This window comes from Nonomuraea sp. NPDC004186, assembly GCF_053603495.1.
On the sequence record NZ_JBSGFQ010000209.1, the window covers coordinates 1 to 13806 of the forward strand.

At 69.9% G+C, this 13806-nt stretch carries 7 protein-coding genes and 2 pseudogenes; 1 reads left to right on the plus strand and 8 read right to left on the minus strand.

Annotated features, from left to right (window positions below; genetic code table 11):
• Nucleotides 1-103: 103 nt before the first annotated feature.
• From ACWEPL_RS63060 to ACWEPL_RS63090, 7 genes are all read right to left on the minus strand, one after another.
• Nucleotides 104-3241 (minus strand): S8 family serine peptidase, encoded by a 3138-nt coding sequence (locus tag ACWEPL_RS63060; protein WP_452442478.1) that lies wholly within the window; start codon nt 3239-3241, stop codon nt 104-106.
• A complete protein-coding gene (locus ACWEPL_RS63065) occupies nt 3238-4140 on the minus strand; it encodes a CU044_5270 family protein (RefSeq protein WP_452442479.1) in 903 nt (300 codons plus the stop codon). Before ACWEPL_RS63065 ends, ACWEPL_RS63060 begins: the two co-directional genes overlap by 4 nt.
• A complete protein-coding gene (locus ACWEPL_RS63070) occupies nt 4137-4733 on the minus strand; it encodes an RNA polymerase sigma factor (protein ID WP_452442481.1) in 597 nt (198 codons plus the stop codon). The genes ACWEPL_RS63065 and ACWEPL_RS63070 overlap by 4 nt, the downstream gene beginning before the upstream one ends.
• Nucleotides 4734-5128: 395 nt before the next feature.
• A complete protein-coding gene (locus ACWEPL_RS63075) occupies nt 5129-5788 on the minus strand; it encodes a DsbA family oxidoreductase (RefSeq protein WP_452442483.1) in 660 nt (219 codons plus the stop codon).
• Between the two features lie 485 nt (nt 5789-6273).
• Nucleotides 6274-7935 carry an OmpL47-type beta-barrel domain-containing protein gene (locus ACWEPL_RS63080; protein ID WP_452442485.1) on the minus strand — a complete coding sequence of 554 codons (1662 nt, stop codon included), beginning with the start codon at nt 7933-7935 and terminating at the stop codon, nt 6274-6276.
• Nucleotides 7936-8026: 91 nt separating this feature from the next.
• On the minus strand, nt 8027-11965 hold the full coding sequence (locus tag ACWEPL_RS63085; RefSeq protein ID WP_452442487.1) for a ThuA domain-containing protein: 3939 nt from the start codon (nt 11963-11965) through the stop codon (nt 8027-8029).
• A 143-nt stretch (nt 11966-12108) separates the two neighbouring features.
• On the minus strand, nt 12109-13110 hold the full coding sequence (locus ACWEPL_RS63090; protein WP_363984191.1) for a multicopper oxidase domain-containing protein: 1002 nt from the start codon (nt 13108-13110) through the stop codon (nt 12109-12111).
• 392 nt (nt 13111-13502) lie between these two features.
• On the opposite strand from ACWEPL_RS63090, the pseudogene ACWEPL_RS63095 reads away from it, so the two are divergent.
• Nucleotides 13503-13661, plus strand: a pseudogene (locus ACWEPL_RS63095) (inositol-3-phosphate synthase); the annotation flags it as partial.
• A gap of 52 nt (nt 13662-13713) precedes the next feature.
• Here the strand turns inward: ACWEPL_RS63095 and rpmC are convergent.
• Nucleotides 13714-13806, minus strand: a pseudogene (gene rpmC, locus ACWEPL_RS63100) (50S ribosomal protein L29); the annotation flags it as partial.

The following is a 13806-nucleotide window of genomic DNA, read 5'->3' on the forward strand; positions in this document are numbered from 1 at the left end:
CGACCGGGCCCGTGAGCTTGCCTGGTCCATGCGGGGGGCGTGCGGAACCGCTTCCTGGGCTGACGCCTGGCGACTGGTCTCCCTGTCGCCAGGCGTCAGCCGATCAGCGCACGGCGTACGCGCGGGTGATGGTCTGGGTCACCGCGCTGCCCGACATGTCGGTCACGACTGCTCGGAGGGAGACGAACCCGGCGGTACGGGGGTTCGGCACTGCCGCCGTCCAGCCGGACCCCTTCCGGACCACCGGAACCGCCCGCCAGTGAGCCCCATCATCGGCGGACATCTCCAGCCGGAGCGACCGTACGTCCGCCGGCCCCGAGCCGGGGTCGCGCTCGATCCACAGCGGCAGCCGGGTCACGCTCCCGCCGGCGGCGCGGTTGGCGTCGTCCAGGCCCTCGGGCCGGAAGCGGACCGCCATCAGCGGCAGCGCCTGCTCCTTCGCGGTGGTCCCGGAGCGGAATGTCCACACCGACTCCACCGCCGTGGACAGCGCCGACGACGACCGCCGCATCGACGCGGTGAGCGTGTACGCGCCCGTCCCCGCGGCCAAGGCGGCCCGCAGCTCACACCGTCCCGGATCGAAGGCGTCGCAGGTGGACAACTCCGCCCGCGCCACCTCCGCCCCGTCCCTGGTCAGCGTGGCGGTGCCGGTGGCGGCGGTGTCCGAGCCCGTCCTGCGCTCGAACCCGTCCGCGAACATCCCCGTCCCCGCGAAGACCAGCTCGTCGCCGGTACGCGTACCGGCCGGCAGCAGGAACGACGGCCCGACGACCGCGGCGTTCCAGACCTCGCTGCGGCTCTCACCGCGCTTCGCCATTCTGCTTCCGCCGAACATCAGCGCGTCGCCGACCTGGAGCCCGCTCTCGTACACCAGCCCGGGCGTCAGGTACTGGACCAGCGTCCCCGGTAGCGGGATCTCGCCGACCGGCCCGCTGAGGGTCGAGCCGGGCGAGTAAGGGGAGCTCAGCCCGAGCATAGGCGTGCCCGACTCCCCCGAACCCCGGTAGGTCGCGGTCACCTTGGCCAGGTCCCGCTGCCTGAAGGCGCGCGAAGGATCCTCGGGAAGGCCGCCGTTACGCCGGTCGACGAGATCGTAGACGTACGGGCTGGGCGTCCGGTCCTTGCTGAGCCAGGTGGTCCTCAGCGAGTACGTCAGCCCGGCCTGGGAACTCGGGACGACGAAGAGCTGGCTGTTGGCGTCTATCCGGCTCTGGCTTCCGCCGTTGCTCCAGGCCCCGTGGACCACTTCCTCGTCGAACCCCGGCTGGAGCTCCGCGCTCGGATCGTCCACTGCGATCTTGACCGGACGGCCCTGACGCGCGTCCACCGTGAACCGCTGGTCGCCGTCCACCCTCAGCGGGCTGTCGGACATCGTCACGACGGTCTTGCCGTCGATCTTCTCGTACATGTAGGCGTAGACGTTCCAGTCGCCCTTGGGCAGCCGGGCCTTGGCCGCGCCGCCCTGGAAGAACAGGGCGTGGATGGTGCCGGACTTCGCGTCGTAGATCTCGCAGATCAAGGGGTCGACCGGGGCGCCCTGCCTGCCGACGACGTTGACGGTGACGTCGTACGACTCCGGCTCGACGTACGCGCCGGCCAGCGTGCGGATCACGGTCTCGCCCGACCTGGCGGTCACCGTGCCCGGATAGTCGCCGGGCGCCTTCCCCGCGGCGTCGATCGTGAGCGTGAGCGACGCCTCGCCCCCGGCCGGGACCGTGATCTGGCCGGCCGGCAGCTTCAGCGTCTCACCGTCCGCCTCCAGGGCCAGGGTGACGGGGGTCTCGCCGGCGTTGGCGTACGTGATCGTCCTGGTCGCCGTACGCTCGTCCGAGCCGTTGTACGGGAACGCCGCCCACACGTTGGCCTGCTGGGCCACGACGTCCTGGCGCAGCACGCGTACCAGGTCGATCAGCCCCGCGCCCTGCCGGTAGAGCGTCGCCCCCTGGACCGGCGCGGCGCTGCCGATCAGCGCGGCCTTGAGACGCGCGCCCGTCCAGTCGGGATGGCGCTGGGCCAGGATCGCCGCCGCCCCCGCCACGTGGGGGGCGGCCATCGAGGTGCCGCCCTTCGACTCGTGACCGCCCCCGGGAACGGCGGCCACGATGCCCACGCCAGGCGCGGTGACGTCGGGTTTGATCGCGTGGTCGCCCGCTCGCGGGCCCGAACCGGAGAAGTCGGCGAGCCGGCCCTGCTTGTCCACCGCACCCACAGTGAGCGCCGCGTCGGCGCTGCCGGGAGTGAAGACCATGGGCCGGTCGTTGCCCGCCGCCACGACGAACAGCGTGCCCGTACGCTCCGACAGCGTGTTCACCGCCTGTTCCATCGGGTCCAGGTCGGGGCCGTCGGGGGCGCCGAGGCTCATGTTCACCACCTTGGCCTTGACCTCGGTGGCGGCCCATTCCATGCCGGCCAGGACGGTCGAGTCCGTCATGCCGCTCCGGCCGCCCACCTTCCCGATGGCCAGGTTCGCCTCCGGCGCCACCCCCCGGTACTTCTCATCGCGGCTCGCCACGATCGAGGCGACATGGGTGCCGTGGCCGTTCTCGTCGCGGATGTCGGGGTCAGTGGTGAAGTTCCGTTCCTGGGCGACCGCGCCCTTCAAATCCGGATGGTCGGGGTCGTACCCCGAGTCCAGGACCGCGACCGTGACGCCCTTGCCCGTGAACCCCTGCTCCCACGCCCGCGGAGCGCCGATCTGCTTGACGCTCTCGTCCAGCGTGAACTCCTTGCGGCCGTCCAGCCAGAGTTTGGTACGCCCGGCCGTCAGAGTGCGGGCTCGGGTGAGGTCGTGCCAGGTCCGGGCGGCGTTCGCCTTGGGCAGGCGGGCCGCGCTCATGCCGAGGGCCGACAGCCGCCGTACCTGGCCCTGGGAGCTGGTGAACCCCTGCGAGATGATGGGGATGTCGGGGGTGTCGGCGTCGCCGTAGCGCCACTGGAGGAGCTGGGTGACGTCGAACAGGCGCCGGTCCAGTACGTCCTGGGCGAGCAGCGGCAGGGCGTCGGACGGGATCACGTACAGATGGCCTTCCCGGACCTGCCGCGTGAAGGAGACCTCACGGCCGGGACCGGGCTGCACGCGATACCTCTGGCCGGTGACCGTGACGCGGTCCCCGGTGATCAGGGTCACGCTGTCCGGCCGCTGGGTGGGCTGCTGGGTGGCTTGCTGAGTGGGGGCCGGCGTCGCGGCCGTGGTCGCCGCCGTCACCAGGACGGCGGCGAGTAATGCCTCGCCTCTGGTCACGGGCTGCCCTCCGGCGTCGCGGGGAGCTCGTCCGTCCAGTCGGTGGTCACGGTGATGTACCCGTCGGTCCGCGCCACGCCTCCGTCGCCGGCAAGGAGGAGGTTGGCACGGACGACCCGGGCGCTCTCGGGATCGACGACCAGCTCGATCGGCTTCCCTTCGCCGTCGGGGTCGGGCATCCGCAGGGCCTGGCCGCCTTCGACCGCGCCCGTGTTCTCGACTCCCGGCGTCGCGGCGAGCGCCCGGAACGCCGCCGAACGGACCTCCGTGGGCACGGGCAGCTCCGTGATCAGCGCGAGCAGGGTGAGGGTGGGGTCCCCCTGGATCTCGGACGCGGACATGTCGTTCGGGTTGCCCTTACGCTGGACGATCCACGCCTTCAGCGCCTCCGGATCCGTCGGCAGCTTCTCGAGGTCGGCGAAGCTCACGTCGGCGCCCTTGAGCGCGAGCGAGACCGGGGTCGATACGACGTCGCCCGGAGGGTCGCCCGGCCCGTTCCTCGTCCAGCGCCTGCCGTCGCGCGAGGTCCAGCTCTCCATGGGGGGAATGTCGCTCTGTGACACCGTGGCGGTGACGTGCCAGTAGGTCCCGGAGCTTTGCGGCATACGTTCCGCGCTGACGGCAGCCATGAGCAGGACCTCCTTGCCCGAGACCGGAGCCGCGGCGATCACCTGCGCCGGTGCGCCGCCGTTCGTGACCGCCCCCGTAGCGATCACGACCGCGGCGGCCGCCCCGGCGGCGACCAGCGCCACGCCCGGTACGAACCACCTGACGCGCCCCCGGCCCAGCGTCCTGTGGCCCCGCGTCCTGTGCTGGAGCCTGCTTCGGCTGCGCGCGGCCACCTCCTCGGACGGCTCCGGCTTGGCCAGCAGGCTGGCCACTTCCTCCAGGTCATTCATGGGGTCTCCTTGCCTTTGAGTGCGCTGTCGATAAGGGCGCCGTCGATCCGGGCGTGGATCTTGGCGCGGGCCCGGCTGAGCCGCGAACCCACCGTGCCGATGGAGATGCCGAGGGCCTGTGCGATCTCGTCGTAGCTCAGCCCTCCCAGCGCCAGGAGCAGCAGCACGTCACGCTCGCCACCGTTCAGCGAGGCGAGCGCCATGGCCAACTGTGGCTGCATGCGCTGGGCGGATACCGAAGCGACGACCCGGTTCTCGTGCCCTTCCACGACCGGTGCGGGGTCCAGCCGGGCCAGCGCCTTGTAGTGGCGGGCCTCCTTACGGCGATGCCTGGCCACCAGGTTCGTGGCGAACCCGAACAGCCAAGGCCGTAATCCCCCCAGCTCCGGGTCGAACCGATCCCGCCGATCGAACGCCAGCAGGAACGTCTCCGCCGCGATATCCTCGGCCACCTGCGTGTCCAGGCGGCCCGCCACGTACAGGTAGATGTCGCGGAAATAGCGGTCATGCACGGCGGTGAACAGCTCGGGGTTCCGCCGATAACCGGCGACGAGGTCGGCGTCGGTCACCTGCTCGCCCACGTCGGCGGTCACGTGCCCGTCTCCATCATGAGTGTGCCTTCCGGACGTGATCATTGCTTTCATCCATCCTTCGTCGCAGGCCCACTTCTTCTTCCCACCACCCCCGACCGCCCTCCCAGCACCCACCGCCCCACCGCACATCAGCGGCGTACCGGGTGGCGGTTCGGATCAGGTACTGGCATCGGTGACCATAAGTCGGCCGACGCGGGGGAGCGTCAGCTGGGCGGCCTCGTGCCGGCCACCCGCTCGGCAGCGTCGGCGCGCGGCGACCGGACCAGCTCGCCCTCGGTGACGCCCGGCCCGACCTCTCAAGGACCCGACGACGTGTGTCCTCGACCCGCCGCGCGTGCGGGGAGCCCTGAGGCCGCGGACGGCGGAGCGCGCACATCACCGAACCGGATCGTCCGTCAGCGTGGCTGGTCGGGCTTGATCGGGAGGCCGTGTGAGCCGGTCGGGTCGTACCGCAGGAGCGTTTGGAGATCGGCGACGGGCAGGACTCCGGAGACCGGCGGGCGGCCGTTGATCACGAGGCTGGGCACGCCGGTGACGCCGTGCTCGGTCGCGCGGCGCCGGTCGGCGTGGACCTCGTCGGCGTAACCGTCGCCGTCCAGGACAGCGCGCACCTCTCCGGCGTTCAGCCCGGCCTCGCCGCCCAGGCGCCGCAGGACCTGCAGGTCGGCCACGTTGAGCCCTTCGGTGTGGTATGCGTGCAGCAGCAGCTCCAGCGTCTGGTCGGCCCGGCCGCGGTCAGCGGCGAGCTTGACCAGCCGGTGCGCGTCGAAGGTGTTCACCGGGCGGGCCAGCTGCAGGTTCAGCTCCCGGCCTTCGGCCGCGCCCAGCGACCGGATCCGGGCGATGCGGGCGGGCGCCTGCTCGCCCCACCAGCCGGCCATGGCCTCTGCGGCGGTCGGGCCGGGGGTTCGGCCTTCGTCCGGTGCGAGTTCGTAGCCGCGCCAGATGATCTCGATGCTGTCGCGGCCGGTGTGCTGGGACAAGGCGGCCGTCAGACGTCTTTTGCCGATGTAGCACCAGGGGCACAGCACATCGGCGTATATCTCAAGCTTCATGAGCGTCCCGCACGGTGATCGTGGTTGATGGAGCGAGTTCGGCCCACCCGGCGGCCTGCAGGCGCCCGCCGGGAGGGATCGGGCGATCAGGCATCGAGGCGCTGCGGCCCGGGTCCGATCTCTCAACCGCAGTTGAGGTCAACCGCCGGGCGGAGGCGTAACCGACCCTGCTCTACTTCCGGCCGGAAGCAGCCTCCGGGAGTGACTTCCGGAAACACGACGCAGCGATGAGGTGGCGCCTGCTTCCAGGGCTGCCAGTGGCCGTGGGGCCTGGGTTCGTCTGAGCGCGCGCTGCGCGGTCGTGCGAAGACAGCTTCCCCGCAAGTGGGCGGCGGGGGCGACCGACTGGCTCGCCGAAGGACCGGTGCTGGACCGATCAACGAGTATCACCGAGCTGCGAGGGCGGTCTGAGAGGACGTTCTGCGAGGGATATGCGCCGAGACCGGCGGGCGGCGTTCAAGAGGGAGGCCGCCCGCCGGCTGGGGTCACGGGTCCTTGCAGCCCTTGCCCGGCTTCGGGCATCCCGGGCCCGGTGTGGACTTGACCAGCATGAACCTGGCCGTGCCGACAGCCGAGGTGTTGCCGGCCTTGTCGGTGGCCCGGTAGGTCACGGTGTGGGCGCCCGGCTGGGTGACGGCGAGCGGCTTCGCGTACACCGCGTACGGCTGGCCGTCGAGGGAGTACTCCACCGTGTCGACCCCGGACCCGGCGTCGGTCGCGGTGAGCGTCACCGTGGCGGAGCCCACGTAGTTCCAGGCCCAGTCCATGTTGCCGGTGATCTGCGCCGTCACCTGCGGCGCGGTGGTGTCCTCTCCCGGAGGAGCCGCCACGGTGAACGTCACCGAGCCCACCGGCGAGGTGTTGCCGGCCTTGTCGGTGGCCCGGTAGCGCACGGTGTGCGCGCCCGCCCGGTTGACCGACACCGGAGCCGAGTACGCCGTGAAGGCGCCGTTGTCCAGGGAGTGCTCCACGGTGTCGACCCCGGACTGGGTGTCGGTCGCCGTGAGGGTGACGGTCGCGGAGCCGATGTAGTTGCCGTCGTCGTTCCGGTCACCGGTCACCTGGGCGGTCACCTGCGGGGGAGTGGTGTCCTTCTCCTGCTCCGCCACCACCGTGAACGTCGTCGTGCCCGGGTCGGAGGTGTTGCCCGCCTTGTCGGTGGCCCGGTAGGCCACGGTGTGGGCGCCCGGCTGGGTGACGACGAGAGGCTGCGCGTACACCGCGTACGGCTGGCCGTCGAGGGAGTACTCCACCGTGCCGACCCCGGACCCGGCGTCGGTCGCGGTGAGGGTGACGGTCGCGGAGCCGATGTAGTTGCCGTCATCGTTACGATCGCCCGCCACCTGGGCGGTCACCTGCGGGGGAGTGGTGTCCTGGCCTGGAGGGGCCACCACGGTGAACGTCGTCGTGCCCGGCTCGGAGGTGTTGCCGGCCTTGTCGGTGGCGCGGTAACGCACAGTGTGCGCGCTCACCTCGTTGACCGTCACCGGAGCCGAGTACGCCGTGAACGGCCCGCCGTCGAGCGCGTACTCCACCGTTTCCACGCCCGACTCGGTGTCGGTCGCGGTGAGGGTGACGGTCGCGGAGCCGATGTAGTTGCCGTCGTCGTTCCGGTCGCCCGCCACCTGCGCCGACACCTGCGGCGCGGTGGTGTCCGTGCCGCCGCCGTCGGTGACCACCAGTTCGCCGACCATCTGGCCGTGACCGGGAATCGCGCAGAAGAAGCGGTACTTGCCCGGAGTGAGGTTCACCTGCGCCTGGTGCCGGCCGCCGTTCGCGTCGAAGGGGCTGGCGATGATGTTGAGGCTGACGTCGTGATTGTAGCCGGGGGTGGAGACGTCGAAGGTCAGGGTGTGCGTCATGCCGGTGGTGTTGCCGGTCGCCGCACTGTTCTCGAAGACGATGGTGGTGGGCCCCGCGGTGGCGGTGTCCGGCGTCGACTTGTACGCGGTCATGCTGTTGTCGGCGTTCCAGGTGAGCACCTGGTCCGCCTGGGCCGTCAGCCGCATGGGGGGCTGCGCGCCGGCCCGGACCGATGACAGGAAGAGCGCGGGAAGCCCCACGGCCAGCAGCACCACGGCCAGGCCCGGCGCCGTGGCAGCGGCTTTGAACGTCCTGCGTAAGGCATGGATCAATCGGACATGCATGGGATCGATGCACCTCTCAAAGTCTGCGCGGCTGGGGTGGGGTGCCGGGCGGGGTTAGCGCCCCGGCCCGGCACCCGGCCGATGGACCGGCCTAGAGTTCGCGCACCCGGATGTTGCGGAATTCGATCGCGTCGTTGTTGCTGTGGTTCTGCAACCCGACGAACCCGCTGATGAACTGGCGCAGGTCCGTGGGCGGGTCGCCGGCGCGGGACGACGTCTTGCCCGGCGTGTTGTCGAACTCGTTGATCACCTTGCCGTTGCGGGTGATCGTGTAGTGCTGCCCGACCGCCCGGACCTCGTAGTCGTTCCACGTGCCCTTCGGGGTGACCCCGGCCTTGTCCAGGCCCATGGCGGCGAAGTTGTAGACGGAGCCGGTCTTTTGCGGCTCGCCCGTGTCGCCGTCGTAGATCTGGATCTCGTGACCGCAGAAGATCGCGACCCAGGCGGGCGACGTACGGGCCGAGCCGGTCGTTCCGCAGCTTCCAGCCGGACGTTGCTCCAGCGGCGTTCTCGGGTCGGGGAACCGTACGAAGACCCCGCTGTTGGCGCGGAGCGCGTCGGGCGCGACGTCACGGAACTGCAGCCTCAGCGAGAAGTCGGCGTACGCCTTCTTGGAGTACCACAGCATTCCGAGACCGCCGGAAGCGCGGATCGTGCCGTCCGGCTGCAGGTTGAACTGTCCTGACGGGGCCTGCGTCCATCCCTGGAGCGACTGCGCCGTCCCGTCGAAGAGGGTCTCGTATCCGTTCGTCTTGCCGATCTGGGACTCGGCGGCCGCCTTCTTGAGCGCGGACGCCTCGCGGTCGTCGATGACGCCGTCCTTGCGGGCCTTGTTCACCACGTCGTTGAGGTGGCTCATGAACTCGCCGTGGTTCTTCCAGCCGCGCTCGTCGTCGATCAGGTCGTTCAGCGTGCAGCCGCCGCCGGCCACGCGGTTGGCCACGCCGGTGTCGGTGTCGAGCAGCCGGACCGTCGGCCGGGCGTCGGGGGCGGTGCATTCGACCTTGACGTCGATCGTGCCGGTGGCCGTCGTGCCGTCGGCGTAGGTGACCTTCAGCGTCGCCTTGTAGGTGCCGAAGTCCTTGTAGGAGTGCGTGGGGTTCGCCTCCTTCGACGGCCTGCCGCCGTCGCCGAAGTCCCACTCCCACGACACGCCGCCGGCCTTCGTGCTGGAGAACGCCATCGTCCTGGGGTCGCTCTGCCGGACGGGACGCGCCACGGCCAAGCTCGGGTTCGGCGTCGCCGGACCACCCTTGTAGGCGACGCGGATCAGCTTCTGGTTGGGGTGGAGGCTGAAGAACCCGCCCGCGTAGTCGAGCATGTAGAGCGCGCCGTCCGGCCCGAACTTGGCGTCCATCCACGACTGCATCTGGGTGTTGCCGCCGCCGCCCGGGATGATCTGGCGCAGGTCCTCGCCGAACACGGGCCGGCCCGCCTCGGGCACGGTCTTCGGGTCGACGGTCACGGCGACGCGGTTGTTGCCGTTGGACTCGTCACCGATGAACCACTTGTTCTCCCAGTACGCCGGCCACGCCACACCGCTGTCGGTGTCGACCTGGGAGCGATGGTAGGTCGGCCCCGACATGACCGCCTGGCCGCCGCCCTTGAGGTAGGGAATGGTGAGGGTCTCCTCGCCCGGCTTGTACGTGGGCAGGCCGCTGCCGTCGTTCCGCTTCGGGTAGACGGGGCCGCCGCCCTGCGGCGAGTACCAGATCATGTTGGAGCGCGCCGGCGGGATGTCGACGAGGCCGGTGTTGCGCGGTGAGGTGTTCTTCAGGTGGTCGCAGTCGTACCAGTCGGCGGGCTGGGTGGCGTCGACGTTGCTGCGGTCACGGTAGGGCTGCTTGTCGCCCATGCAGTACGGCCAGCCCTGGTTGCCGGCGGACCTGAGGATCGTCGCGGTCTCGTACTTGGCGGGACCCCAGGTCTCGCTGGGGCCGCCGGCGTCGGGACCGACCCATCCGGCGGTCAGCCAGTCGTTCACGTTGTCCCAGGCGATGCGCGCGATGTTGCGGACGCCCATCACCCAGATCTCCGGGCGGGTCTTGCCGCCGCCCTCCTCCTTGCCGGTGAACAGGTTGCCCTTGGGGATGGTGTAGGTGCCGTCGGGCTCCGGGTGGATACGGAGGATCTTGCCGTTGAGGTCGTTGGTGTTGCCCGCGGTACGGCGGGCGTCCTGGAACGAGACGCCCTTGTAGTCCGCGGTCCAGTTGTTGCCGGAGTAGCCGCCCGAGCCGCCGGAGGAGTTGCTGTCACCGCTGCCGACGTAGAGGTTGCCGTCCTTGTCGAAGGCCATGCCGCCACCCGCGTGGCAGCAGCTGTGGATCTGGGTGTCCCACTGCAGCAGGTCCTTGCGGGTGGCCTGGTCCATGGTCTGGTTGGCGGCGTCGTAGGTGAGCCGGGAGACCGTCCGCTTGCCGATCCGCTTGTCCCTGTCGATCGACTCGTGCGGCATCCAGTAGACGTAGACCCAGCCGTTCTGCTCGAACTTGGGGTCGAGCGTGATGCCGATCAGGCCTTCCTCGTTCTTGACCAGTTCGTCGCCGCTGCCGCGGTTGCCCATGACGGCGAGCGTGGTCAGGAGCTTGACCTGCTTGGTCTTCGGGTCCCACTGGTGGATGGTGCCGCAGCCGAGGCCGACCTTGGGGTCGTTCCAGTCGGCGATCGGGCCGGTCGTGCAGGCCGCCTTGCCGATGTAGAAGACCTTGCCGTCCGGGGCGATGGTCAGACCGTGGGGCTCGCCGATCTGGTCGAGCTGGCCCTGCTTGTTCTGCGCGGTCAGCCGCTCGACGGTGTAGTTCGAGGCGATCGTCGCCTGGCAGTCACCGCGCACCAGGCCGGCCGCCCACCGGATGGCGCCGCCGAGGTGGCTCTGGAACTGCTCGTCGCCGGTGTAGCCGGCCTTGGTGCCGCCCATGCCGGTGTAGAACGACCGACCACCGTCGTAGTCGCGGCACCACGAGATCGGATGGAACGCGCCGTTGCCGTTCAGGCCCTGGTCGTACGTGTGCTCGCCGACCTGCGCGACCGTGTGGACCTTGCCCAGCGGGTTGGGGCTCCAGTTCATCCACGTGTCGGTGCGCTTCACGGTGAAGGGCAGCCCCTTGTTCGCCGGGTGCTGGCGGTCGACGAGGTCGACGACGGCCTCCTGCGGCTTGCTCTCCGGCGGCTCTCCGGCGGTGGGGCCGAACAGCCGCAGCTCGGCGAGCTGGATCAGGGGCTCGCCGCTGTTCGCGGTGATGTTGAGCCGGTAGTACTGGTACGCCGTGCTGTTGGCGAACGTGTATTCCTTGGTCTGGAACCGCTGGGAAAAGCTCTCCCCGCTCCGCTTGTCGAGGTCGGTCCAGTCCGTCCCGTTCTGGGAGCCTTGTAGGGCCCAGTCCTTCGGGTCACGCCCGGGGAAGTCGTTGGCGGACGTCAACGCGTAGTGCGCGATCGCGACCGGCTTCTCGAGCTTCCCCTGGATCCATCCGGTCGGCGTCCGGGCCAGCCACTTGGTGTCGTTGCTCCCGTCGAACAGCTTGTCCTTCGTCTCGTTCGGCGGGTTCTCAGCGCTGGCGGCGCTCTCCACCACCTTCTCCGGAGGGGGCAGGGCGCCGGCGGGGCGGGTGCCGATCAGTTCGGTGAACCAGGCCGAGTCCGCCTGGGCGCGCGCGGCGTCGTGGACTCCGACGAACCCGCCGCCGTCCCTGATGTACGCTTGGAAGGCGGCCAACTGGCCGTCGTTCAACTCCGCGCCCTTGGCGGACAGGAACACCACGCCGCGGTAGCGCGCCAGGTTGTCGGTGGTGAAGACCGCCGGATCCTGCGAGGCGTCGACGGAGAAGCCGTTCTTCCCACCCAGTTCCTTGATCGCCGCCGTGGCCTGCTTGACCGGGTCGTCCTGCTTGTCGGCGGGGCCGTGGAAGACCAGCACGCTGACAGGGCCCTTTCCGGGGCCGTGTTCCGGCGGCTTCGGGGCGGCGGCCTGTGCCTGGGCGGGTACGGCGGCGGGGGTCGCCAGCCCGAGGATCAGGACGGCGCTCGACATCGTGATCAGTAAGCGGCGCCAAGCGGTCGGTCGGGGCGGTAAGAGGGCTTTTCGGCCCATCGTTCGCTCCTTCGGGTTGAGGGTGATTAGGGACCTGCTGGGGAAGAGCTGAGGGTTCTGCCGCGGCCGGGTCCTGGGCCGCGTCAGTGATGCGCGCCCGTCGTGGGGCTCGTCGTGGGGCTCGTCGTGGGGCCCGCGTGGCCGTCACCCGAGTGATCGGGGACGTTCCCGTCCGCGTCGGTGACCGTGAAGATCCCGGCCATCCCCATGTCGGAGTGGCTCTGGACGTGGCAGTGGTACATCCACGCTCCCGGGCCGACGCGTTCCCCGGCGATCACCTGGAAGCCGAACGACTCGGCCGGTCCGGTGATCTTGGTGTCGATGATCCGGCTCTGGTCCTGCGGGTGTTCCAGCAGGCCGGTGCGGTTGTCGGCCCAGCGGTGCCCGTGGATGTGGAACGTGTGGTAGAACTCGCCGTGCGTGATCACGATCCACTCCACCCGCTCGCCGAGCTTCGCGACGAACTCGGGCGCCTGGTGGGCCGGCTGGTTGTTGATCGACATGTCGTTGAAGACGACGGTGAACTGCTTGTCCGGCCTGATGTCGCCCCTACGACGGACCACCAGCGGCCCGTAGAGCCCCTGCCGGATCCCCCCTGTGCCATGATCGGTTCCCACGACGTGGTCGTGGTAATGCCAGTAGCCGGCGCTGCCGGGCTCGATGCTGCCGCCCGGGCGCCGGCCGGGGGCGTGGGTGCGCCAGGTGTAGGTACGCCGGCCGCCCGGTTCCACCACGCTGTCGTTCAGTCGGGTGCCGTCGCTGGCCGCGTCGTAGTCGACCCCGTGCACGTGCAGGCTGGCCGGCACGTCCAGGTTGTTGACCATCTCGATCTCGAGGGTGTCGCCCTCGACCATTTCGATGAGAGGGCCGGGGATCGTGGGCTTGCCGGGCTCCAGGCCGTAGCCCAGCCGGCCGTCCGGCAGCCGCTCGGCGTAGAGGGTCATGCGGCGGACGTTGCCCTTGCCGGGTTTGTCCGCGGGCTTGTCGATCGTTGCTTCTGCCTGGCTGGATGCCACTAACGGTGCGACCGCGGCGAACGCCGCGGAGGCGGTGAAGGCACGCCGGGAGAACAGGCTTTTCGCCATGCCTCTGCCTACCTCGGTCATGGTTCCCCAATCGGTGACGGCGCCCCACTCGCGTGAGGGCTGGGATGCGGCTGCTCGTGTGGTTCGGGAGCGAGCGTGTAAGAGTGGGAATCACAGAGGGTCGAGGGTGGTAGTTAGGGTGACCGCCGATGGAAGTACGCGCCTTTTTTGACCAAATGTCAAGACTTTCGCCAGAATCTGGCCAAAGGTCTGCGCGATCCTCTACATGGCGGCCCGCCGGGTGTGTCGGTCGCATCCGATCGACGTGGCGATAGGGCACGCGCCGGTCATCTTCTGCTTGACCATCGGTAAAAGTCGCTCTTAGCATCGCGGCTAGTGACATATCGGACGTATTTCTCGTCCGGCATGGAGCCCGACACGTAGGAGCTTGTATGGACAAGGTCGGGGTGTGGCTCATTGGGGCACGGGGATCCGCGGCGACCACCGCGACCGCCGGTGCCGCGGCGATCAGGGCAGGGCTCGCGCCCCCGCAGGGATGCGTGAGCGAGTCCCCGGGATTTCCCGCGAGGCTCGTCCCGTTCGCCGGCCTGGTCTTCGGCGGCCACGACATCAGCGAGGTCTCCTTACGCAAACGCGCCGAGCGCGCAGCCGCCCGTGGCTCTCCAACTGACCGGTCGCCACCTGGAAGCGGAGGTTGAACAGCTCCTCCTTGGCCTCCTTCAGCTTCTGGACGAG